Origin of the sequence: Rhodococcus sp. NPDC058639 (assembly GCF_042717545.1) — a bacterium.
In the GTDB taxonomy this organism is placed as follows: Bacteria; Actinomycetota; Actinomycetes; order Mycobacteriales; family Mycobacteriaceae; genus Rhodococcus.
Genome location: NZ_JBHXRF010000001.1, coordinates 447,637 through 467,902 on the forward strand (window position 1 = coordinate 447,637; position 20,266 = coordinate 467,902).

Consider the following 20,266-nt stretch of genomic DNA (forward strand, 5'->3'; position numbering starts at 1 on the left):
GGTCGTGCTCAGAGAATTCCCTCGCGGAGGAGCGTCTCCGCGTCGGCGAACGCGCGGGCCCGACGGCGGATCGTGGGCGGGCCGGGGGGATTCCCGTTCCACTGATCGAACAGGGTGCTCAAGCTGAGCACGATCCGTTCCGGCGACTCCCAGCCGCGCCACTGCTCGAATTCCCGGCTGCGCACGAGTTCTCGCGCGGCCTGTAGAGGCGAGAGACCGGCTCTGTACCGCTCCCCGGCCGCGTCGTTCACCCATGCCCAGTAGTCACGCAATGCGCGGATCTCGACGGGGCCGCACAGGGGTCCGTGGCCCGGGACGTACGTCGCGGCATCCCACGACAACAATCGGTCCAGCGCGGAGAACCAGTTCTCGATCGGTCCGTGCCACAGGATCGGCGTCGAGCCGATGAAGAGCAGATCGCCTGCGAACACCACGCCGGCGTCGGGTACGTACGCGACGAGGTCCCCGGCGGTGTGGCACGGACCGAGTTGCTCGAGTTCTACTCGGCGGCTGCCGATCTCCACGATGTCGCGTGTGTCGAAAGTGCGGTCGGGCAGACGAGGAGTACGGCGGGGGAAGCGCGCGCCACCGCGCACTCGGGCCATGTACGCACCTGCCGCACCGACCGGTCCCGGAAGCTTTCCGAGCAGGCCGCCGGCTCCCGCGAGCGCGGCGAGCGCCGCAGGCGGGAGATCTTCGTGCATACCCGCCAGTGCGGCACGGCTTGTCGTGATGCGAGCAGTCGGTGGGAGCGTGTCGTTGCCCCACCAATGGTCACCGTCGCTGTGCGTGTTGACGGCCTCGGTGATCGGAGCGTGCGCCACGAGAGGTTGCTGCACATCCGCCACGCGCTTCGCCCACGCCGTGTCCCAGACGGTGTCCACGACCATCGAAGCCGTACCCGGAGCGACGATCAGCCCGGTGTTGGCTTCGCCCCAACCTCCCGACGGACGCACGAAAGCCCATACCCCGTCGCCGATCTGTGTGAGCCCGCTCATCATCCGCCCCCGTCGTCGTCCCCTGCGTGTTCGCGGGTCAGGTTACTCGCCGGGGTGCCGGGGCGTTTCGAGGCGCGAGAGCCCGGGTAGCCGATCGGAGTCCGCGAACCGGCCGACGACCGACGCCGTGGAATGCACTCGACAGGAGCCACCCCGCATGAAGCTCACCACCGTCCTCGCCACCGCCGCAGCGACCACTGTGACCGCGGTCGTCGGTTCCATCGCTTCCCGCGAAACGGATTCCAAGTGGTACCGCAGACTGCGCAAACCCGGCATCCAGCCGCCTGCTGCGGCATTCCCCGTGGTGTGGACGGCGCTCTACGCGGATATCGCGGCGACCTCGGCGGTCGCGATCGACTCGCTGACCGAACGCGGGGATCACGACGGCCGGCGCAAGTACGTCACGGCGCTCGGCGTCAACCTGGCTCTCAATGCGTCGTGGTCGTGGATGTTCTTCGCGTGGCACCGGCTTGTTCCCGCGACACTGGTGGCCGCCGCGCTGGCCGCGAGTACGGTCGACCTCACCCGCCGGACCGCGGCGGCGAACCCGGTGGCAGGTGCGGCGCTCGCTCCCTACGCCGCATGGACGAGTTTCGCGACGGTGCTCTCCGGACGGATCACGCAGCTCAATCGCTGATCGTTCTCACGAGCTGGGCGGGATGGGCCCGCGCGAGGCGACTACGCGCGTGGGCGATGATGGAACCATGCTCGAAACATCGGTGATCATCGGGATCGGCTCCATCTGCATCGGCTTCGTCTTTTTTCTTCTCGCGGCGACGGGAGCACGGTCGCGCTGGGACAGGAAGGTCACGATCACGTTGTTCGTGATCGCCATCGTGTTCATGACGATCATTCCCGTGATCGGTGCGGTCGGCTTCGCCGCCTGACCACTTTCTGTACCGAATTCGGCACAACGCGGGGATCTAGGACCGAAGCCGACCGCAATCGTTTCTACCGTGGCAGCATCGACGGAATCCGGAAACGAGGAGTGGTCATGAGCCAGAACACTGTCACCGGTGAACACGCGGACATCCTCGAGATGCTGGCCGAGCAGCGCGAGATGTTTCTCATCACCGTCCGCGGAATCAACGACGAGCAGGCGCGCACGCGCTCCACCGTGAGCGATCTGACGCTGGGTGGACTCGTCAAGCACGTTGCGGACACCGAGCGGTCCTGGATCGAGACGATCCGCGAGATGGACGAAAACGCCGAGGTCACGGACATGGATGCGCAGATGGAGCAGTACTTCATGCGCGACGACGAGTCCCTCGCCGATCTGCTCGAGAGCTACCGCGCGATCGCGGATGCGACGGAGGAGTACGTCGTGACACTCGACCTGAACCGCCAGGTGCCGCTTCCGATTGCTCCGTGGAGCCCGACACGGGAATGGATGAGTGCCCGCAAGATCCTCATCCACATCATCCGCGAGACCGCCCACCACAGCGGACACGCCGACATCATTCGTGAATCGCTCGACGGCGCCAACACCACGCAACAGCGCGGCGAGGCCGCGGGCATGGAATTCGACTGATCGCCCCGGCCGCACGACGACGGTCCGGTACAGGATGAGCGAGACGTTCGAGGACGCACTTGCGGAGCGACTGTCGACGGTCCTGGGCGCGGCGTGCGTCTTCACCGGCGTCGAACGGCTTACCGGCGGGGCCAGCCGCGAGACCTGGTCGCTCACGACGAAGTCCCATCCCGCGGTGCCACCCGAACTGATCCTGCGCCGCGACCCGCCGGGCCGAGAAGAGCCCACCCGAATGTCCATGGAAGCAGCGGCTTTCGTGGAAGCGGGCAGAGTGGGAGTCCCCGTGCCGGAGATCGTGGACAGCAGCGGCACCGAGCCGTTACCGGGTATCGGCTCGTACCTGGTGATGTCACGACTGCCCGGAGAGGCGCTGCCCCAACGTCTGCTTTGCGACGAGCGGTTCGGTTCCGTGCGAGCGCGCCTACCGTACGACCTCGGACGCGTGCTCGCCCGACTGCACCGGATGGACCCGGTGGCGGTGCCGGGCCTTCCGGACTATGACCCGGTGGAGTTCCTGTTCGGCGAGTACACGCGGACCGGAGGTCCGTTGCCCGTTCTGGAGGCGGCGTTTTCCTGGCTGAGAGCCAACCGGCCAACCGCAACACGAAAGTCGGTCGTGCACGGCGACTTCCGTAACGGGAACATCCTCGTCGACGAGGACGGCATCCGAGGGGTGCTGGACTGGGAGTTGGCGCACCTGGGCGACCCGATGGAAGATCTCGGCTGGCTGTGCACGAAGACATGGCGATTCGGGTCGCCGCACCCCGTCGGAGGATTCGGGTCTCGCGACGACCTGTTTCGCGGTTACGCCGAGGAATGCGGTGTGACACCGGATGCGGATGCGGTGCGATGGTGGGAGGTTTTCGGGTCGCTGCGGTGGGCGGTCATCTGCCGGGTGCAGGCGATGCGTGCGGGCGAGGACGGCGACAACACCCTCGAATTGCTGGCCATCGGCCGTCGCGTTGCGGAATGTGAACGCGACCTGCTGGATCTGCTCGGCGTGCCGGCGAGCGCGACCGGTGATGTCGCACAGGCCGGTGACGATCGGGCAGACGAGTTGTTCGGCACTCCCCACATCGGGGAGTTGCTGCGGGCGGTCCAGGATTTCGTCGTCGACGCATCGGCGGGAGCCGACCCGAGGACCGTCTATCGATCTCGTGTCGCCGCGCATGTTCTCGGTATCGCCGCGCGCGAGTCGGAGGTCGGATACGCGCTGCGAGAAGAACTTCGCGCGCGGCTCGCGGCCCTGGGTTATCGCACGGAATCTGAACTCGCGCTCGGCCTGCGCGCAGGTGACATCACTCTCGGGGAGACGCCGGTCGGCTACGTCGTCCGAGATCTGGCCGAAACCCGGCTGAGCGTCGCCAACCCGCGGTATTGAGCGTCGGCGCGCCGTCTTCTTGTTGCACTTGTGGCGGACGACGCGGGCGTCCGGGCATAGGCTTGTCCGGTCCGATCCTCACCTCGAGAAAGGCTCGATTGTGCCGAAGCCTCCGGTTCCTGCCGCTGTTGCCGAGTTCCTTGCTCAGCCCAATTACGCCACCATCAGCACCCTGCGGGCCGACGGGCAACCGGTGTCGGTGCCCACCTGGTACATGTACGAGAACGGACGCATTCTCGTGAACATGGACGAGGGACGAAAGCGGCTCGAATACCTGCGCCACGACCCGCGCGTGAGCCTGTCCGCGATGGATCCCCAGGACTGGATCACCCACGTCAGCATCCAGGGCCGGGTGGTGGAATTCGTCGACGATCCGGACCTGACCGACATCGACCGCATCTCGGCGCACTACACCGGCAACCCTTACCACCAGCGCGACAGGCGGCGGGTGAGCGCGTGGATCGAGATCGATCATTGGCACGCGTGGGGACGACTCGCGAACGCCTGACCGGTCGTTATCGGTCGGCGGAGGCCGCCTGCACCGCCGGGAGGCTACTTTTCGCAGGCGATGCCATCCCCGTCCCTGTCCAGGTGGGCTGCATACCCGGGTTCGCCTCTACGGATGGGAGCGGCACCTGCTGCCTTTACCTCGCTGCAGTTCTTGTACGACGCGATCGGCTCCGGCGGAGCCGGCGGAGGTGTGTACTCCGCTGTGGGTGGAGGTGTGTATTGCGTCGCCGGAGGCGGGGTGTACGCCGGGGCAGCCGGCGGCGTGTATTCCGTTGTCGCGCTGGTTGTCGTTTCGATCTGGGGGACCGGCGGCACCGGAGCCGGCATCTCCGAGGTCGTTGTCGGTGCCGCCGTAGTCGTCCGGAGCGTTGTCGTCGTGGTGGGTCGCGCCGTTGTTGTGGTCTGAGATGCCGAACTGGTCGTAGTGGACACGACCGAGGACGGATCAGGCGCCGGCTGTTCCTCCCCTAGGGCTGCTCCGAGGGCCAGCATTCCCACGAACCCCGCGCCGACCACCCAAGGCCACTTCCGGCGCTTCTTTTCATCGCCGGCCGACGGGTGACCTCCTGGATCGACAGAACCGAAGACCTGGGTGGGAGTATCGCTACCTTTGGGCCTGGTTTGCTCGGTCCACTGTTCACCATCCCAGTAGCGGTCGATGGATGGGTCGAAGGGGTCGGGATGCCAGCCGGCAGGAGGATTCATGGTCGATCCGTTCTGAGGAAGTGTGTTCCGTCAGAACGTCGGGGATACCGGTCGGTTTGTTACACCGCAAGCAGGAGCGCCGCCCGTCAGATGACGCCGATCCGCTTCGCGGAGTTGCGCACCTGGAACGCCATGACGATCAGCAGCGCACCGAACAGGATCGCGTAGATGCCGACCAGGAAGATCAGGCTCAGGATGCCTTCACCGGGGAAGATGAGAAGGATTAGGCCGAACACCACCGCGAGGACCCCGGCGATCACCGACCAGATCCACCCGGAATCCGGGACCTTCCGGAATCGAAGGCCGCCGACGATGCCGGTGATGCCGTACAGGATGGCGTAGAAGGCGATCACGTACAGCAGGGCCAGCGCGGTGATCCCGGGCCAGACGAGGGCCACGATGCCGGCGACGACAGATACGACACCCATCGCGAGCCACCAGCCCCACCCGGCGAGCGACGCGCGGTCGCGTACCGCTTGGGCACCGAGCACCACCCCGTCGACGATCGCATAGATCGCGAAGACGATGACCAGTGCCCACACCGTGATGTCTGGCCACACCAGTGCGACGATGCCGAAGAGCACGGCGAGAATGCCGCGGATGAGCACCACCCACCAGATTTGCTTGAACAGCGACCTGAACGGGTCGGAGGGAGAAACGGGGCTCGCGGACATGGGAACTCCTCGTGATGACACCTCGAAGTCGTGATCTTGGTGTGCCCAGAATAGGCCCGCGGACGTGGCCGTGACCCGTAAACGGCACCGCTGCGTTGCGCGGGTGCGGCCCGTTCGCAGAAGGGTCGGTGGCATCGTGAAAACTGATGCGGCAGGATTCGCCGCCGCGACCCCCGGCGGACCTGCGACCGAAAGCGAGGCGAAGTACTGTGTGGCCCGATCATTGGCCGAAGACGACCCAGCGGATCGCGTCCGCGACCGATGCGGCGCTCACCGCTGCGCGCGCCGGAGCGAGCGACCTATTCGGCGATGCACTCGACGATCTCGTGGGCCTGCCGTACGAGACGGTCACCGCGGTCCATGCCGGGATGATGCGTGAGTTGTTCGAAGAACTTCATCCCGATGGCCTGACAGGTGAGGACGTGCAGACCGTACTCACGCGAGCTGTACGCGACGGTGTGCGATGGCTTCCGTCGATGCAGCCTGACGCGGTGGTCGCGGTGATCACCGGTGCACTGGGTGTGCAGGACGTCGAGGCGACGGATCCTCGTATCGCGCCGGAGCAGTACCTCACCGCCGGGCTACTGGTATTGACCGATCTTCTGGCTGCGCGAAAGGCGGCCCCCGGTCCCTGTCTGCGCCGGGCGATTGCGGAGATCGAACGGTCGGAAACGATGGAGATGCCCTGATTCGCAGCGCCGGATGCAATCACGGCCTGCCGGCGATCCGGGTGCCGATCAGGGTAAGTTCTGATCTTCGACGTTGCGTGCGATGCGCCGCAGCAGGCCGGTCAGGACGTCGAGTTCGTCCTCGCTCAGTCCGTCCAGCATTTGCCGCTCGCTCTGCACCCGCCGGGGTAGTTCCGACTCGACCAGGGCGCGGCCGGTATCGGTGATGGACAACAGCACGACGCGTCCGTCCCGCTCGAGGCGAAGCCGTTCCACAAGTCCGAGTTTCGCGAGTCGCTCGGTGTGCTTGGTGGTGGACGCGCCGGAAATGCCGGTGACAGAGGTGACTTCGCTGGCACGCAGCGGGTGGGGGCTTCGCGCAAGCGCGCTGAGCACCTCGAATTCGGTGCGTCCGATGCCGCTCGGTTCGAGTTCGCGTTCGAGGCGCACGAGGGCGAGTGCACCGATGCGCGTGATGCGGCCGATCACGTCGAGGGGTCGGAGGTCGAGGTCGGGGTAGAGGTCTTCCCATGCGCGACGGACGCGGTCGACGTAGTCGGGGCGGTCGGAAGACGAGGGCATATGCGCATTCTAACGGCCGGACCGAATCGCTTCGTAGATAATTTATCCTCAAAGTATTACTGTGGAAGGAATGCAGCGCTCCTCCTCCGGCATGCGTGACAGTCGCGTGCAGCACTCGGTACGCGCGCTGGCCCATTCCGTATCGCCGTCCGCATGGCGCGACGTGGTCGAAATGCGCCGCGCGGACCCGACTGTCGCGATCGCGATACGCGTCGGCTTCGCGACGCTCATCGCGCTCGTCGGTGGTGGACTGCTCGGGTACAGCGAGGTCGCAGGTTTTGCCGCGCTCGGATCGCTGTGCTGTGCCTTCCTCCGCCACGAGCCGTACCCGCGGATGGCAGGAAAGCTCGCGTGTATCGGAGCGTGTGTCGTCGCATACACGTTCTCCGGTGCGATGCTCGGCGCGCTCGGACTCTCGATATGGCTTCAGATCCCGGTGCTGTCGGTGGCGGCAGGGCTGGCATATCTATTCCTGTCCGCATTCAGGATGACGGGCCCGGGGCCCGTCATCCTGATCTTCGCCGCCGCCGGCGCGGCGGGTTTCGCCCACACCGGTTCCGATGTGCGGATCGCCACCGCCGCGGCCGCGGCGGGCGCACTGGTCGGCTGGATCGTCGCGCTGCTCCCGGCACTCTGGAATCCACACGGGCCGGCGCGCATTGCCGTGGCGCGTGCTCTCGCGGCGACCGCATCCCTCGAGACCGACGGTGAAGCAGCCGTGCCCGCCGCCTGCGCGGCGGCCGCCCGTGCGCGGGAAGTGATCGCGCTCAGCGGCCGTAGGGATTCGCATACCGTCGAACTACTGGCGCTCGTCGACGCCGCGGAAGCAGTGATCGACAACGGGCCTCACGACACGCTCGCGGGACGCCGCGCCGACTTCGTCAGATTCGAGGCGGAACTGCGGAAGGTGCGCCCCGCCATCGATATTCCTCGCGGGGACATCTCGGCCTTGCCGGTCCTCGAGCGTCCTCGGGGCTTCGTTCGGGAGGGAGCGCTGCTCCTGCGTGACCGGGCGCTGCTCGTCGGCTCGTGCCGCGTCCTGGCCGCTTCGGCACTTGCGGGATGCTTCGCGGCGGCCGTCGGGTTGGAGCATCCACTGTGGGCCACGATGGGCGCGATGGCCGCCCTGCAGGGCGTCAATTACCGGCACACCGTCGCCCGTGCGATTCAACGTCTGCTCGGCAACGTCGTCGGGGCTCTCATCGCGGCGGCGGTGCTGGTACTCGATCTCGGTTATTGGCCGGTCGTCGCGGTCATCGTGCTGCTCCAGACGATCACCGAGTTGTTCGTCACCCGCAATTACGCCGTCGCAAGCATCTTCGTCACCGCAATGGCGCTGCTACTCACCGGAATCGGCGAACCGCTCGGTGCCGATATCGCGCTCAGTCGAGTCGGGGACACCCTCATCGGCGTGGTGGTGGGTGTAGTCGTCGCCGCGGTGACCATCCACCGCGACGATCGACATCACCTGCCGTCCTGAGATCAGGAGTGCGCTGTCTCGAACCGTTCGAGGATGTGCGACGGAATGCGGCCCCGCGAACTGACGTCGAACCCTTCGTTGCGGGCCCAGTGCCGGATCGCCGCCAGTTGTTCCGGGGAACGGGTGGACGGAAGGGTCTTGCGCTTGCGGGCTGCCCGTGGCCGCGACGGCTTGATCACACGTTCCGTGACATCGGCGCGCGGGGCCGGTGTGCGTGCGCCGGGGGGCTTCTTCAGCCACGGACGTAGAACGGCCCAGAACTTGTCCGCGTTTGCCGGCCGGAGGTCGATTTCGTACTCCACGTCGTCCACGGCGATCCGAAACGATTGCGCCAGACCATCGGCGATGGGTTGACCGTCGATGTCGTCGAAATACTCGACGCGCACTTTCTGCGCCACGCTATTCTCCTTGTCCCCGAAATGTTGCAAATGCGACGCTAGTTGTTACTCCCGGGTACGTACAAGTCGCGCACATAAAGTGCGACTCGCTCGATGAGATGGGTGAAGAAATACTCGGGTTCCGTACCGACCACGATGTCCGCATCGGGTTCTCGTCCCCAGATTCCCGACCAGTCGGCGACCGTCGTGCCCCGAGTGATCCGCCCGTCGAGTTCGACATCGACGGTGGCGGGTCGCGTCACGAAGGGGACGGTGCCGAGTGCGACCGCGGCGGCGAACGGATCGTGCACGTGGGCGAGGTATCCCAGGTTCTGGTCTCGATGGAACTCCATGTAGAACCGCAGCGCATCGGACAGGTGGCGCACGACGGGAACGGAGGCCCGTGATCGGCGGCCGCGGGGATCGTCCGGCGACAGGTCCTCTCCGGGAACACTTCCCGCGAGTTCTGCGATCCGAGCGATGTGTGCGGGATGCATCTCGATCGACTCGGTCGTATCCAATGGGCAGATGAGCGGGCGCCGCTCCGGGTCGAGTCCCGCGAACGCGTCGAACACGACCTTCGCGGCCTCGGGATCGACCGCGACGTTCCACTCCGAGGTCGGCGTGGTGTTGCCCGGGTGATTGAAGCAACCTCCCATCACCACCAGCCGGCGGAGCCTGGTGAGAACACCGGGGTCGAGACGCACAGCGAGAGCGAGGTTCGTCAGGGGTCCGGTGACGAGCCCGGTCAGTTCCCCGGGCCGTTCGCGCGTGAGCTCGACCCAAGCTTCGGCAGCGGAGCGTGCCGACGGGCCGCGCGTCGGCGCAGGCAGTTCCGCGTAACCGACGCCGCGGGGACCGTGCGTATCCTCGGTCGTCATCAACGGCGCGACGAGGGGTACCGTCGATCCCACCGCGACTTCGATATCCGGGCGGCCGCACACCTCCAGCCACGCAAGGGTATTCGTCGCCACCTGGTGTACCGGGACATTTCCCGCGGTGCACAGGACTGCGGCGATCTCGGCCTCCGGGCTCGCCAGCAGGTACAGCAGGGCGAGTGCGTCGTCGATGCCGGTGTCGACATCGACGATCAGTGGGATCGGTGCCCGGGTCGTATCTACCTCGTGTGCGCGCACGCGCTCATCTTGGCCCATCGCTTTCGTTGTCACCCCCGGGGGCGTCCCCGGTGAACGGGCTCACACCTGCACTTGCGAGAATCCGGGAATGCCCCAACGCCCGGAACGTGGATTCTTCACCGAAGCCGACGGTATCTACACGCCGACGAAGTACGCGGCCAGTCCGTGGTCGGACACCATGCTCAACGGGCCGTGTGTGAGCGGGCTGATCGCCCGGGAACTCGAGAATGCCCACGCGCCGGACGGATTCGTGCCGGCGCGCTTCACTCTCGATCTGTTCGCGCCGGTCCGCAACGAGACGATCACGTTCAGCACCACTCGCGTGCGGGACGGAAACCGGATCCGGGTCGCCGATGCGAGCCTGATCCAGAGCGGGAAGGTATCGGCCCGGGCCACGGTCGTGTACCTGCGGCGGTCGGAACAGCCTCCGGGCACCGTCTGGACCCGGGACGAACATCCTTCGCCGCCCCCGGAAGTGGTCGATTCCCCTCCGGCCACGGATACCTACTCCTGGTACAGCAGCGACGGCCGCTGGTCACGAGGGCGTTCGGAGCATCAGAATTCGGATCGCAAACGCCTGTGGTCGAGGCAGCTTCCGGTGATCGTCGGGGAGGAACAGTCGCCGTTCGTCAACACCGCGATGGTGGGCGAGGGAACAAGCTTCGTGACCAACTGGGGTGACGAGGGCGTGGGATTCATCAACGCGGATGTGACGCTCGCCTTGTCGCGCCTGCCCGAAGGTCTCGAAATAGGTGTGGAGGCGGACAATCACATCGGTACCGACGGGGTCGCGGTGGGCACGGCCGTGCTGTTCGACAGGCTCGGTCCGTTCGGGACCGGGGTGGTCACCGCGCTGGCCAATGCGCACCGGCAGGTCGACTTCGGCTGACCCGCTCTGCTCCGTCCGGTTCGTCGTCCGTCCCCGTGGTCGGGATTCCTGCCGGGCCGGTTCGGGTCGGGCGTGTTCATCGCGATCGGTGATCGAAGTCGAATGGCCGCGTTTGTCCGAAACAGTGGACCGGGCTAGCCTTGATCCTCATGAAAAAACCGGCTGGCTTCATGGTCTCTGCGTTCACCGCTGCCACGATGGCCGTAGGCCTCCTCGTCGGTACGGCCACGTCCACTGCCCAGGCGCGCCCCGCTTCCGCCTGCCCGCCCCGCGTGGACGCCGGGGTCATGGCGGAAATAGCGGACGTATCGGCACCCGAGAACAACCGGACCCTGCAGGACGCTCGCGACAACGTCACCGAGATCGCCGAGCTGTGGGGTGACGCGGGAGACCCGCGCGGCGGATTCGCGGTCGTCTACAAGGAGATCCTCGACACCACCGTCCCCTCGATCGAGCGCGGCGACTACGACGATGCGCAATGGGCCGAGGACCTCGCCGTGGACTTCGTGCAGCGCTATCTGGCAGGCGTGCACGCGCATGCGACGGGCGCGCCGGTGCCCGCGCCGTGGGAGCTCTACTACCGGACCGCAACGGACTGCGAGCACTCCGGCGGTCGTGTGGCCACCAGCGGGATGAGCGCGCATCTGCTGCTCGACCTGCCCGCCGCGCTGGCCGCGGTCGATACCCCGGCTGAGCGGTGGGACGACTTCAACCAGTACGGCGAGGTCCTCGGCACGGCGACGCCGAACATCATCCGCGAGATCGAGGCCGACTACGGAACCGATCTCACCGAACTCTTCTCGGTGTCGATCGTGGGCGACGTCATCGGCAGTGAGCGTGCCGCCGGGATCTTCTTCCAGACGGTGCGCGCGGTGGCATGGGCCAGCAGCCGGGCACTGATGTCCCCGGCCACGGAGGGCGCGGGTGAGGCCGCGATGTGGGCCGAGTGGCACGCCTCCGAGGTCGTTCTCGACACCGCGGAAGCCATCGGGATCTTCTGACCGGCCGAGTGCCGACAGTGTGACGGCGGGGCGGTCACCCGAGGTGGGTCACCACGACCCGCACCGTCCCGTACACGGCGGTCCCCGCCGTGACGAGCGCGAAGATCGCGATCCAGATCCCGGCCGGTATCCGGGTGAGCCCGCGCAACTGATCGGCGTCCGAGCCGCGCCCGCGACCCTGCCGGTGGGTGCGTGCCAGTTCCAGAACCGGACGCGTCGCGCCGAGGAGCAGGATCCAGGTGATCAGATACGCGGCCGCGTAGCGGACCACGGGATCACCGAAGTAAGCGGCCGCACCGACCAGGGCGCCGGCGAGAACCACCGAGATGAACCCGTAGAGATTGCGGATCAGCAGCAACAGGACCGCGAGCGCTGCGAGGATCGACCACAGCACCGCGGCGGGACGATCGAGGGTCAGCAGGGTCGCGGCCGCGAAGCCCAGGACGGCGGGGCCGGTGTACCCGGCGAAGGTCGTCGCGATCATTCCGGGTCCGCGGGGGTTGCCGGAGGAAACCATCACACCGGAGGTGTCGCTGTGCAGCCGGATCCCGGAGAGTTTCCGCCCGACGAGAGCGGCGACGAGCGCGTGGGAGCCCTCGTGTGCCTGCGTGATGACATGCCGGGTCTTGAGCCACAGCGGCCGCACCCACACCAGCAGAAGGGCGATGATCGCCGTACCGACCACCAGCCATGACGGAGCCGGCTCATCGACCGTGGAGACGGCCTGCCACGCGGACTGCACCGCGTTCGTGAAGGAATCGAGGGTGGACGCCACCGGTCACCTTTCCGTGTCGGGCCGCCGAGTGCGGTCCCGTCGAACTGTCGGGAGGACGGACGCGTCATCGTACGGTGCGCGCGGAGGGTGATGCGCCCGTCGATAATCTGGGAGCCATGCTCAACCCTCGCACCACGCAGATCCGTGCGGGTATCGCCGATTCGTGGGCCGTCGGCCTCGGTCTCGTCCCACTCGGTCTCGCGTTCGGCGTGGTGCTCACGCAAGGCGGGTTCGAGTGGTGGTGGGCGCCGGTCTTCTCCACCGTGATCTACGCGGGGTCGATGGAGTTCCTCGCGATCGGTCTGATCGGCGCCGTGACGCCCCTTGCGTCGATCGCCGCCGCGACGCTGCTGGTCAATTTCCGTCATGTCTTCTACGGACTGTCGTTTCCGCTGCACCGGATCCGCAGTCGCATCGGACGGCTCTACGGCATCTACGCGCTCACCGACGAGTCGTACGCGATCGTCGCGCCCAAGGCACGCGACGACCTGTCCGGCACCCGGATCCTCACCGTGCAAGTGGTGTGCCAGATCGTGTGGGTTGCGTCGGGCACGGTCGGTGCGCTGATCGGGGCGGTGCTGCCCGCCGGACTGGAGGGTCTCGAGTTCGCCCTCACCGCGTTGTTCGCGGTGCTCGCGATCGATGCGTTCCGTGCGAACCGGGACGTGCCCGCTCCCGTGATCGCGCTGGTGTGCGGTCTCGTGGCGATGCTCGTCGCGAAAGAGCAGATGCTGGTGATCGGCCTGACGCTGTTCGTCGTGGCGCTGTTCGTCCGGTTCGTCTACCGGAATGCGACGACTCGTGCCTGACTCGGTGCCGGGTGCCGGATACGTATTCACCGCGTTGTTCGTGATGTTCGCGGTGACCGTGGCGCTGCGCGCGGCGCCTTTCGTGGCGTTGTCCGCTTTGCGGGACTCGGCCTTCGTCGGCTTTCTCGGCCGCACGATGCCCGCGGGGGTCATGGTGATCCTGGTGATGTACACACTGCGTGACGTCGGGCAGACGACGTGGCTGCCCGCGACCGTCGGCCTGGCGGGAACCGTCGCGGTGCACGTGTGGCGCCGCAACGCCGCTCTCAGCACGGTGGTGGGGACAGGTCTCTATCTGGTCGCGTCCACCGTGTGGGGCTGAGCCTCCTGCTGCGCCGCCGGTACGTCTTCGGACACGCCGGATTCTTCGGCCAGTGCCGGGCGGCGGCTGCGCGCCGCGATCACCGCGGCGACGAACACCGCGATGGCTGCAAGGCACTGCGACGTGCCGAGTACTTCGAGAAGGAGTTGTTCCACCCATCCTCGCGACGCCGCGTCGCGCAGCAGGTGGTTGGGCCCGGCGAGGAAGACCAGGGTGGCGGGGAGCAGGACGGGCCACCAGGAGCGATAACGGGGTGCGACGAGAAGCGGCACGAGGAACAGCGCGTACACCCAGTGATGGGTGACCGCGATGGGTGCGGCGAGCAGCGACGCCAGGCCGACGAGCGCGAGCGCCACCACGGGTTCGTCCGCGCGGAGGAAGCGGTAGGCGGCCCACGCGGTGGCGGCCACGATCAGCGCGGCGCCGGCCAGCCACAGGGCTTTGCTGAGGCCCTCGGACAAGTCGAATCGCGCGATGAGGCCGGTCAGTGCCTGATTCCGGAAGAATCCGGGGTCGCCCGCACGATCGGTCGCGAAGAATTCCTCGGTCCAGAAGAAGACGGTCGACTCGGGTCGCAGCCAGTAGCCGAACGCGACGGTCGCGATGAACGCGCCGAACGCGCGCGCTACCGACGGCAGATCCCGGCGCAGCAACAGGAGCAGGCCGAATGCTGCCGGAGTGACCTTGATCGCGGCGGCCAGGGCGATACCCACACCGCGGAAGCGCTTGGGGATGACCCCGAGGACGTCGGCGACGACGAGTGCCATCAGCACGATGTTGATCTGGCCGAACGCGAAGTTCGAGCGGAACGGTTCGAGGAAGAGGACGACACCGAGCGTGGCCGACGCGATCAGGCCGGCGTGACCGATGTCCAGGCGACGGTAGATCACCTGCAGCATCCACCACACGAGTGCGATGAGTCCGGCCGTCCACACCACCTGCAGCACGGCGCTGCTCACCAGAGCCATCGGAGCGAAGAGGAAGGCCGCGAACGGTGGGTAGATGAACCGGAACCCGGAATGACTGAAGAAGCCCTCGGTGTAGAGCGGTGTGTGGTGGAGGAAAGCCCAGCCCGCGTCGCGGAATACGTCGAGGTCCATCAGGTATTCGGTGGTCGCGTCACGCATATAGCCCCACACCGCCAGGACCGAGACCACGAGACCCACCGCGATCAACGCGGATCGCACAGGTCGGGAGCGGACTTCGGTCAACAGCACGGGCGGGTACCTCCGGGTCGGAAACGGATGTGGCTACGTTACACAATCGTTGTAATTTCCGTGGAGGGACGAGAAGCATGGTCTCGCAGCCGCTTTGACATACCCTGTTTGTCGGCTTCTAAATGTGATCTCTCTCACGACTAGGTCGTCCGGAGAATATTCAGCTCTCTAGAAATAACGCTAGATTCTCGAATATTCTCCGGACATGCGTCACGTCCCGCTGATACATCTGCATTCGGCTCTCTACGACACGCGCTAGAGCAACCCAGAAACACCTGTGCAGCTCGCTACCATCGACCGATGGATCCGGTCCGCAACCCGTACGCCCCCGGCGCGGGACAGCGCCCGCCCGAACTCGCCGGCAGAGAGAAACAACTCGCGGCATTCGATGTCGTTCTCGAGCGCATCTCCCGCGGCCGGCCCGAACGCAGCGTCGTGCTCACCGGTCTGCGCGGTGTCGGGAAAACCGTTCTGCTCAATCACCTGCGCTCCGCTGCCATAGCCAAGAGCTGGGGCACGGGCAAGATCGAGGCGCGTCCGGACCAGGGTTTGCGACGCCCGCTGTCGTCTGCCCTGCACATGGCGGTGCGTGAGATTGCGGCCGCACATCCGGATCCCGAATCCGTCGACCACTTCCTCGGCGTACTCAAATCTTTCGCTCTGCGCGCCACAGCGGACAAAGGGATGCGCGAACGCTGGCAACCCGGAATCGACGCGCCGGCGGTGAAAGGTCGCGCCGATTCCGGCGACATCGAGATCGACCTCGTCGAACTGCTCGTGGACGCCGCAGGACTCGCTCGGGACGTCGGGGTGGGAATCGCCTTGTTCATCGACGAGATGCAAGACCTCGGGCCGGAAGACGTGTCCGCTATCTGCGGTGCGTGCCACGAACTGAGTCAGGACACCGCTCCGCTGATCGTCGTGGGAGCCGGGCTGCCGCACCTGCCCGCCGTGTTGTCCGCGTCGAAGTCGTACTCCGAACGATTGTTCACCTACCACCGGATCGGTCGCCTCGATCGGGACGCGGCCGATCATGCCCTCATTGCGCCCGCCGAGCGGGAGGACGTCGAATTCACGAGGGACGCACTGGATCTGCTGTACGAGACGGCAGACGGTTATCCGTATTTCGTCCAGGCGTACGGGAAAGCCACCTGGGATCTGGCCGCGGACAGCCCGATCACCGCAGAGGACGTACGGGTCGCGGCCCCCACTGCGGAAGAAGAACTGGCCGTGGGGTTTTTCGGTTCGCGTTACGAGCGGGCCACTCCGGCCGAGCGTGAATACATGCGGGCCATGGCGGACCTGTCGGGTGACGACGGACCCATCGCAACGTCCAAGATCGCCGCCGAACTCGGCCGCAAGCCGGCCTCACTGTCTCCCGCACGCGATGGATTGATCAAGAAAGGTCTGATCTATTCCGCCGAAAGAGGATTCATCGGTTTCACGGTGCCGCACTTCGGCCGGTATCTCCGCAGTCAAACCGATTGAGCCGCACCCGGGCCGCGACGCCTCCGCGCGCTATTCGTCCACCCAGTCGACAGTCGCGTCGAGGGCGGCGCGATCGGTGCGGCAGGTGTTGGCCGGGTGTGCTTCGTCGGCATACCCGAACGACACCGCGCACACGATGTCGCGGTCGTCGCCGATGCCCAATTCGCGATGTAATGCCGCCGATGCCATCGGCACCGCGGCTTGCGGTACCGCCGCGATCCCGAGCGACTCCGCGGCGAGAAGTAGGTTCGACACATAGCCACCGCAATCGACGGCGCCGTACACACCGAGCGCCTTGTCGGTGCTGACGACGGCGACGTGAGGCGCCCCGAAGAACCGGAAGTTCTCGAGCATCTGCTCGCCGCGTCGCGCGTAGTCGTCGCGGGCGATCCCCAGCGCGTTGTAGAGCGCATACCCGGCGTTGCGCCGGCGCTCGGCGTACTCCCCGCGATACTCGGCGGGGCCCGGGATGTCCGGGTCCAGGGCACCCGACGCGGCCTGCGTGTACACCGCGTCCCGCAGCCGATCGGTCGCGGCGCCGCTGGTCAGGTGGACGCGCCAGGGTTGCGAGTTGCACCACGACGCCGTCCGCTGAGCCATCCCGAGCATCCCCTCGATGTCGTCGCGCGGGACCTGCTTGGACAGAAAGGCGCGACAGCTGTAGCGGGAGTCGAGAAGGTTCGACAACACGTCGGCGGAACTCGTCATTCGCTCACTGTCGCATACCGGCCGGGCCGCGGTACCCGACGGGATCGCCGCCTCGGCGCGGGTCGGCCTCTCGTGGATCAGCGAGCAGCGACCGGGACTGCCACCTCGTTGCGACGCCGAATCGGGACCGTCCAGGGCGGGTCGTAGAACCAGGCCACCGGTGGGCCGATGGCGATCCACTCCGTCGACTCCAGCGTTCGCAGCAACTCGGCGGTGCGCTCCGCTACCGCGGCGCGGCTGCGGACGCCGCTGAATTGCAGCACCGCCAGCGTCTCGCCTTGGATCTCGACGAGTTCCACGGACCGGTCCGCGGGGTCGGGCAGGTCCTCCATGGCCCATTTCGACGGCATATAGAACCGGATGACCGACGAGTCGTCCGAGGCTCCGGCCTGGGACACGGGTGCGGTCATCGCGATCGTCGACTTGCTTCCGTTGGAGCCGAAGATATAGCCCGCCAGGCGCCGGAATCCCACGTCGCGGGCACGTTCCTCGTCGCCGTGCACCGTGGTTTCGGCAGCGATCCGAGGGCCGTACCTGCGGACTTCGAGTCCGTGAGTCTTCGCCTGGACTTCGTACCGCGGTTCCTCGGTGCCGGTGCGGATACCGACCGCCGAACCGACGCCCTTCGCCGCGCCCGTCACCATGTTCACCACTCGCATATCGGTCTCCCGTCGGAGTGTTCGGCCTCAGACCTCCACGGTAGGCGCGGTGGTCATCCCGGTGGGCCGTCATCTCGACGAGAAACCTGCGGCGGTCGGCCGTCTCACCAGGTGTACCGCTTTCTAGTGCAATTCCGAGACTGCCGGATAATCGCCGATCAAACGACATCCTCCTCGTCGCCGGGCGTGACCCGGCGCAGACCGCGATACGCGTCCGCCGGGCTGCGGTGCCCTCCGACCACGGCCGCCACCTCTGCCGCGATGGGCATCTGGATTCCGGCCTCGCGAGCCAACTCCATGACGGTAGGCGCCGTCTTCACTCCCTCGGCGACCTGCCCGAGTTCGGCCACCGCCTCGTCGACGCTGAGCCCGCGCGCCAGCGCTTCGCCGAGCCTCCGGTTGCGGGAGGCCGGACTGGTACACGTGGCGATCAAATCCCCCATGCCGGTGAGGCCGGCGAACGTCCGGGCGTTGGCGCCCATCGCTTCTCCGAGGCGCGTCATCTCGGCGAGGCCGCGAGACAGGACCATCGCGCGAGTGTTGTCACCGACGCGTAATCCCTCCGCCATGCCCGCGGCGATCGCCACGATGTTTTTGAGGATTCCGCCGAGTTCGCAGCCGAGGACGTCGGTATTGCGATAGACCCGAAACAGCGTGGATGCGAACAGGGGTTGGAGAGCCGTGCCGACGGAGTCGTCCTGCATCGCCACGACCGAGGCGGCAGCCTTGCCGTCCGCAATTTCGCTCGCGATGTTCGGGCCGGAAAGCAGCCCGACGGGATGGCCGGGGAGGCACTCGCTGATCACCTGCGTGGGCCGCAACCGCGTCCCGGGTTCCAGCCCCTTCGCAAGGGAAACGATCGGCACCCACGCTCGGAGTTCGTGGACGAGTGGCTCGAGCGTCGAACGCACAGCGTACGACGGCACCCCCACGACGAGCACGTCTGCTTCGTGGGCGGCCTCGTCGATGTCCGCGGTGGCACGCAGGGCGTCCGGAAGCTTCCGGTCGCCCAGGTAGCGGCGGTTGCGGTGGTCGACGTTGATCTCGTCGGCGGTTTCCTTGTTCCGCGACCACAAGAGCGTCGGCGTGTTCTTCGCGGCGAGACCGGCGACGGTCGTGCCCCACGACCCAGAGCCGAGAACGACTACGCGAACCGGACGTGCCATCGGTGAATTCCTCTCGTCCAGATACGGGCGTACCGGTCAGACTGTCATGCCGTGACGCCTCTCGGTTGTTGTTCCCGGACGCAGACGAGACGAACCACCTCGGCGCGATTTTTCCGGTCGTGGTTCCCACGGTGCGAGACGTGGCAGGATATGCACGTGACCGGGAAACCCGACACAGCACAGCGTCTGCGCGACCTCGCGCTGTTGCGGCGCGTTCGTGATCGGATCGACCGCGAATACGCACAGCCTCTGGACGTCGAGGCCTTGGCCCGCGGGGTGAACATCTCGGCCGGGCACCTCAGCAGGCAATTCCGAATCGCCTACGGTGAATCGCCGTACTCGTATCTCATGACGCGTCGTATCGAGCGCGCGATGGCTCTGCTCCGTCGTGGCGATCGCACCGTCACCGAGGTCTGCTTCGAGGTGGGTTGCTCTTCTCTGGGCACCTTCAGTACGCGCTTCACCGAGTTGGTCGGTGTCCCTCCGAGCACCTACAGGCGGGAGGCGGCACTCGCGACGGACGGCATGCCGTCGTGCGTGGCCAAACAGGTGACACGACCGATCAGAAATCGAGAAGCATCGGTGGCCGGATCCGACTTACGGTGATCGTCATGGACATCAACATTCATCACACCTTCCTTCCCCACACGGATCCGGACGCTTCGCTGGCGTTCTATCGCGACACTCTCGGCTTCGAGGTTCGTAACGACGTCGGCTACGGCGGGATGCGGTGGATCACGGTCGGCTCCGCCGACGGTGCCGGTCCCTCCGTCGTCCTGTATCCGCCCACCGCCGACCCGGGCATCACCGAAGACGAGGGCCGCACCATCGCCGAGATGATGGCGAAAGGAACCTTCGCCTCGATCATCTTGTCCACCGCAGATCTCGACGGGACCTTCGCGCGTTTGCAGGCCGGCGACACGGAGATCGTGCAAGAGCCGATGGACCAGCCGTACGGGGTTCGCGACTGTGCCCTCCGCGACCCCGCCGGCAACATGGTTCGCATCCAGGAATCGAGCTGACATGACGACCGCGCACCTCGACGAGAACTTGGCACGTTTCAATCACCCCAAGGATCTGATTGTGGTCGAGGAACTACCTCGCGATCCCGGTGGCAAGGTCGTCGAACCCAAACTCCGCGCAGCGTACGGCAGTAAGGATGCGGGCTCGATTCACTGATACGGCGAGTG

At 66.5% G+C, this 20,266-nt stretch carries 27 protein-coding genes and 1 pseudogene; 16 read left to right on the forward strand and 12 right to left on the reverse strand.

Annotated features, from left to right (window positions below; all coding sequences use genetic code 11):
• Nucleotides 1-8: 8 nt before the first annotated feature.
• On the reverse strand, nt 9-998 hold the full coding sequence (locus ACFWU2_RS02075) for an MBL fold metallo-hydrolase (protein WP_378599507.1): 990 nt from the start codon (nt 996-998) through the stop codon (nt 9-11).
• Nucleotides 999-1,155: 157 nt separating this feature from the next.
• On the opposite strand from ACFWU2_RS02075, the gene ACFWU2_RS02080 reads away from it, so the two are divergent.
• From ACFWU2_RS02080 to ACFWU2_RS02100, 5 genes are all read left to right on the forward strand, one after another.
• The gene (locus ACFWU2_RS02080; RefSeq protein WP_378599510.1) at nt 1,156-1,635 is read left to right on the forward strand and encodes a TspO/MBR family protein; all 480 of its coding nucleotides are present in this window, start codon (nt 1,156-1,158) and stop codon (nt 1,633-1,635) included.
• A 67-nt stretch (nt 1,636-1,702) separates the two neighbouring features.
• Nucleotides 1,703-1,885, forward strand: coding sequence for a hypothetical protein (locus ACFWU2_RS02085; protein WP_072700725.1), 183 nt, complete (start codon nt 1,703-1,705; stop codon nt 1,883-1,885).
• Between the two features lie 107 nt (nt 1,886-1,992).
• Nucleotides 1,993-2,529 (forward strand): DinB family protein, encoded by a 537-nt coding sequence (locus ACFWU2_RS02090; RefSeq protein WP_378599513.1) that lies wholly within the window; start codon nt 1,993-1,995, stop codon nt 2,527-2,529.
• Nucleotides 2,530-2,563: 34 nt separating this feature from the next.
• Entirely contained in the window at nt 2,564-3,910 is a 1,347-nt protein-coding gene (locus ACFWU2_RS02095) for a phosphotransferase family protein (RefSeq protein ID WP_378599516.1), read from the forward strand.
• 100 nt (nt 3,911-4,010) lie between these two features.
• The gene (locus ACFWU2_RS02100; protein WP_378599520.1) at nt 4,011-4,418 is read left to right on the forward strand and encodes a PPOX class F420-dependent oxidoreductase; all 408 of its coding nucleotides are present in this window, start codon (nt 4,011-4,013) and stop codon (nt 4,416-4,418) included.
• Nucleotides 4,419-4,462: 44 nt separating this feature from the next.
• On the opposite strand, the gene ACFWU2_RS02105 is transcribed toward ACFWU2_RS02100, so the two are convergent.
• Nucleotides 4,463-4,585 (reverse strand): excalibur calcium-binding domain-containing protein, encoded by a 123-nt coding sequence (locus tag ACFWU2_RS02105; RefSeq protein ID WP_378600239.1) that lies wholly within the window; start codon nt 4,583-4,585, stop codon nt 4,463-4,465.
• On the opposite strand from ACFWU2_RS02105, the gene ACFWU2_RS02110 reads away from it, so the two are divergent.
• On the forward strand, nt 4,533-4,826 hold the full coding sequence (locus ACFWU2_RS02110; RefSeq protein WP_378600284.1) for a hypothetical protein: 294 nt from the start codon (nt 4,533-4,535) through the stop codon (nt 4,824-4,826). The genes ACFWU2_RS02105 and ACFWU2_RS02110 overlap by 53 nt on opposite strands.
• Nucleotides 4,827-5,026: 200 nt before the next feature.
• Here ACFWU2_RS02110 and ACFWU2_RS02115 read toward each other — a convergent pair.
• Nucleotides 5,027-5,125, reverse strand: a pseudogene (locus ACFWU2_RS02115) (DUF2510 domain-containing protein); the annotation flags it as partial.
• Nucleotides 5,126-5,211: 86 nt separating this feature from the next.
• A complete protein-coding gene (locus ACFWU2_RS02120; RefSeq protein ID WP_378599523.1) occupies nt 5,212-5,799 on the reverse strand; it encodes an HdeD family acid-resistance protein in 588 nt (195 codons plus the stop codon).
• Nucleotides 5,800-6,008: 209 nt separating this feature from the next.
• On the opposite strand from ACFWU2_RS02120, the gene ACFWU2_RS02125 reads away from it, so the two are divergent.
• Entirely contained in the window at nt 6,009-6,488 is a 480-nt protein-coding gene (locus ACFWU2_RS02125; protein WP_378599526.1) for a hypothetical protein, read from the forward strand.
• Between the two features lie 48 nt (nt 6,489-6,536).
• Here the strand turns inward: ACFWU2_RS02125 and ACFWU2_RS02130 are convergent, their stop codons facing one another.
• The gene (locus ACFWU2_RS02130) at nt 6,537-7,049 is read right to left on the reverse strand and encodes a MarR family winged helix-turn-helix transcriptional regulator (protein WP_378599529.1); all 513 of its coding nucleotides are present in this window, start codon (nt 7,047-7,049) and stop codon (nt 6,537-6,539) included.
• 70 nt (nt 7,050-7,119) lie between these two features.
• Here ACFWU2_RS02130 and ACFWU2_RS02135 point away from each other — a divergent pair, with 70 nt between their 5' ends.
• Nucleotides 7,120-8,529: an FUSC family protein gene (locus tag ACFWU2_RS02135; protein ID WP_378599532.1), complete on the forward strand. Its 1,410-nt coding sequence runs from the start codon at nt 7,120-7,122 to the stop codon at nt 8,527-8,529.
• Between the two features lie 2 nt (nt 8,530-8,531).
• Here the strand turns inward: ACFWU2_RS02135 and ACFWU2_RS02140 are convergent, their stop codons facing one another.
• The gene (locus ACFWU2_RS02140; protein WP_378599535.1) at nt 8,532-8,927 is read right to left on the reverse strand and encodes an Lsr2 family protein; all 396 of its coding nucleotides are present in this window, start codon (nt 8,925-8,927) and stop codon (nt 8,532-8,534) included.
• 38 nt (nt 8,928-8,965) lie between these two features.
• Nucleotides 8,966-10,060 (reverse strand): nucleoside hydrolase, encoded by a 1,095-nt coding sequence (locus ACFWU2_RS02145; protein ID WP_378599538.1) that lies wholly within the window; start codon nt 10,058-10,060, stop codon nt 8,966-8,968.
• A gap of 70 nt (nt 10,061-10,130) precedes the next feature.
• On the opposite strand from ACFWU2_RS02145, the gene ACFWU2_RS02150 reads away from it, so the two are divergent.
• Entirely contained in the window at nt 10,131-10,931 is an 801-nt protein-coding gene (locus ACFWU2_RS02150; protein ID WP_378599541.1) for an acyl-CoA thioesterase domain-containing protein, read from the forward strand.
• 149 nt (nt 10,932-11,080) lie between these two features.
• Entirely contained in the window at nt 11,081-11,932 is an 852-nt protein-coding gene (locus ACFWU2_RS02155) for a DUF5995 family protein (protein ID WP_378599545.1), read from the forward strand.
• 34 nt (nt 11,933-11,966) lie between these two features.
• On the opposite strand, the gene ACFWU2_RS02160 is transcribed toward ACFWU2_RS02155, so the two are convergent.
• A complete protein-coding gene (locus tag ACFWU2_RS02160) occupies nt 11,967-12,707 on the reverse strand; it encodes a M50 family metallopeptidase (protein WP_378599548.1) in 741 nt (246 codons plus the stop codon).
• 116 nt (nt 12,708-12,823) lie between these two features.
• On the opposite strand from ACFWU2_RS02160, the gene ACFWU2_RS02165 reads away from it, so the two are divergent.
• Together ACFWU2_RS02165 and ACFWU2_RS02170 are read left to right on the forward strand one after the other, a co-directional pair.
• Nucleotides 12,824-13,516: an AzlC family ABC transporter permease gene (locus ACFWU2_RS02165; RefSeq protein ID WP_378599551.1), complete on the forward strand. Its 693-nt coding sequence runs from the start codon at nt 12,824-12,826 to the stop codon at nt 13,514-13,516.
• Nucleotides 13,509-13,838, forward strand: coding sequence for a branched-chain amino acid transporter permease (locus ACFWU2_RS02170; RefSeq protein ID WP_378599554.1), 330 nt, complete (start codon nt 13,509-13,511; stop codon nt 13,836-13,838). Before ACFWU2_RS02165 ends, ACFWU2_RS02170 begins: the two co-directional genes overlap by 8 nt.
• Here ACFWU2_RS02170 and ACFWU2_RS02175 read toward each other — a convergent pair.
• Entirely contained in the window at nt 13,808-15,055 is a 1,248-nt protein-coding gene (locus tag ACFWU2_RS02175) for a glycosyltransferase 87 family protein (RefSeq protein ID WP_378599557.1), read from the reverse strand. The genes ACFWU2_RS02170 and ACFWU2_RS02175 overlap by 31 nt on opposite strands.
• A 300-nt stretch (nt 15,056-15,355) precedes the next feature.
• Between ACFWU2_RS02175 and ACFWU2_RS02180 the strand changes: the two genes are divergently transcribed.
• Nucleotides 15,356-16,543: an AAA family ATPase gene (locus ACFWU2_RS02180; protein WP_378599560.1), complete on the forward strand. Its 1,188-nt coding sequence runs from the start codon at nt 15,356-15,358 to the stop codon at nt 16,541-16,543.
• 30 nt (nt 16,544-16,573) lie between these two features.
• Here the strand turns inward: ACFWU2_RS02180 and ACFWU2_RS02185 are convergent, their stop codons facing one another.
• The 3 genes from ACFWU2_RS02185 to ACFWU2_RS02195 all read right to left on the reverse strand — a co-directional run bounded on the left by ACFWU2_RS02185 (nt 16,574) and on the right by ACFWU2_RS02195 (nt 19,076).
• The gene (locus ACFWU2_RS02185; protein ID WP_378599563.1) at nt 16,574-17,251 is read right to left on the reverse strand and encodes a nitroreductase; all 678 of its coding nucleotides are present in this window, start codon (nt 17,249-17,251) and stop codon (nt 16,574-16,576) included.
• Nucleotides 17,252-17,328: 77 nt separating this feature from the next.
• Nucleotides 17,329-17,910, reverse strand: a complete 582-nt coding sequence (locus tag ACFWU2_RS02190) for an SOUL family heme-binding protein (RefSeq protein WP_378599566.1) — start codon at nt 17,908-17,910, stop codon at nt 17,329-17,331.
• A gap of 158 nt (nt 17,911-18,068) precedes the next feature.
• Nucleotides 18,069-19,076 carry an NAD(P)H-dependent glycerol-3-phosphate dehydrogenase gene (locus ACFWU2_RS02195; protein ID WP_378599569.1) on the reverse strand — a complete coding sequence of 336 codons (1,008 nt, stop codon included), beginning with the start codon at nt 19,074-19,076 and terminating at the stop codon, nt 18,069-18,071.
• A 156-nt stretch (nt 19,077-19,232) separates the two neighbouring features.
• Between ACFWU2_RS02195 and ACFWU2_RS02200 the strand changes: the two genes are divergently transcribed.
• Genes ACFWU2_RS02200 through ACFWU2_RS02210 form a run of 3 tightly spaced genes read left to right on the forward strand, consistent with a single transcriptional unit; the run spans nt 19,233 to nt 20,255 of the window.
• Entirely contained in the window at nt 19,233-19,682 is a 450-nt protein-coding gene (locus tag ACFWU2_RS02200; protein ID WP_378599572.1) for a helix-turn-helix transcriptional regulator, read from the forward strand.
• A gap of 5 nt (nt 19,683-19,687) precedes the next feature.
• Nucleotides 19,688-20,098, forward strand: coding sequence for a VOC family protein (locus ACFWU2_RS02205; RefSeq protein ID WP_378599575.1), 411 nt, complete (start codon nt 19,688-19,690; stop codon nt 20,096-20,098).
• Between the two features lies 1 nt (nt 20,099).
• Nucleotides 20,100-20,255, forward strand: coding sequence for a hypothetical protein (locus ACFWU2_RS02210; RefSeq protein ID WP_378600289.1), 156 nt, complete (start codon nt 20,100-20,102; stop codon nt 20,253-20,255).
• The last annotated feature ends 11 nt before the right edge of the window (nt 20,256-20,266 follow it).

What these genes read in the sequence shown, in the direction of transcription:
- ACFWU2_RS02075 (WP_378599507.1), bottom strand. Translation starts at nt 998, where the DNA reads ATGAGCGGGCTCACACAGATCGGCGACGGGGTATGGGCTTTCGTGCGT.
- ACFWU2_RS02080 (WP_378599510.1), top strand. Translation starts at nt 1,156, where the DNA reads ATGAAGCTCACCACCGTCCTCGCCACCGCCGCAGCGACCACTGTGACC.
- ACFWU2_RS02085 (WP_072700725.1), top strand. Translation starts at nt 1,703, where the DNA reads ATGCTCGAAACATCGGTGATCATCGGGATCGGCTCCATCTGCATCGGC.
- ACFWU2_RS02090 (WP_378599513.1), top strand. Translation starts at nt 1,993, where the DNA reads ATGAGCCAGAACACTGTCACCGGTGAACACGCGGACATCCTCGAGATG.
- ACFWU2_RS02095 (WP_378599516.1), top strand. Translation starts at nt 2,564, where the DNA reads ATGAGCGAGACGTTCGAGGACGCACTTGCGGAGCGACTGTCGACGGTC.
- ACFWU2_RS02110 (WP_378600284.1), top strand. Translation starts at nt 4,533, where the DNA reads ATGGGAGCGGCACCTGCTGCCTTTACCTCGCTGCAGTTCTTGTACGAC.
- ACFWU2_RS02120 (WP_378599523.1), bottom strand. Translation starts at nt 5,799, where the DNA reads ATGTCCGCGAGCCCCGTTTCTCCCTCCGACCCGTTCAGGTCGCTGTTC.
- ACFWU2_RS02130 (WP_378599529.1), bottom strand. Translation starts at nt 7,049, where the DNA reads ATGCCCTCGTCTTCCGACCGCCCCGACTACGTCGACCGCGTCCGTCGC.
- ACFWU2_RS02135 (WP_378599532.1), top strand. Translation starts at nt 7,120, where the DNA reads ATGCAGCGCTCCTCCTCCGGCATGCGTGACAGTCGCGTGCAGCACTCG.
- ACFWU2_RS02145 (WP_378599538.1), bottom strand. Translation starts at nt 10,060, where the DNA reads ATGGGCCAAGATGAGCGCGTGCGCGCACACGAGGTAGATACGACCCGG.
- ACFWU2_RS02150 (WP_378599541.1), top strand. Translation starts at nt 10,131, where the DNA reads ATGCCCCAACGCCCGGAACGTGGATTCTTCACCGAAGCCGACGGTATC.
- ACFWU2_RS02155 (WP_378599545.1), top strand. Translation starts at nt 11,081, where the DNA reads ATGAAAAAACCGGCTGGCTTCATGGTCTCTGCGTTCACCGCTGCCACG.
- ACFWU2_RS02165 (WP_378599551.1), top strand. Translation starts at nt 12,824, where the DNA reads ATGCTCAACCCTCGCACCACGCAGATCCGTGCGGGTATCGCCGATTCG.
- ACFWU2_RS02180 (WP_378599560.1), top strand. Translation starts at nt 15,356, where the DNA reads ATGGATCCGGTCCGCAACCCGTACGCCCCCGGCGCGGGACAGCGCCCG.
- ACFWU2_RS02185 (WP_378599563.1), bottom strand. Translation starts at nt 17,251, where the DNA reads ATGACGAGTTCCGCCGACGTGTTGTCGAACCTTCTCGACTCCCGCTAC.
- ACFWU2_RS02190 (WP_378599566.1), bottom strand. Translation starts at nt 17,910, where the DNA reads ATGCGAGTGGTGAACATGGTGACGGGCGCGGCGAAGGGCGTCGGTTCG.
- ACFWU2_RS02195 (WP_378599569.1), bottom strand. Translation starts at nt 19,076, where the DNA reads ATGGCACGTCCGGTTCGCGTAGTCGTTCTCGGCTCTGGGTCGTGGGGC.
- ACFWU2_RS02205 (WP_378599575.1), top strand. Translation starts at nt 19,688, where the DNA reads ATGGACATCAACATTCATCACACCTTCCTTCCCCACACGGATCCGGAC.
- ACFWU2_RS02210 (WP_378600289.1), top strand. Translation starts at nt 20,100, where the DNA reads ATGACGACCGCGCACCTCGACGAGAACTTGGCACGTTTCAATCACCCC.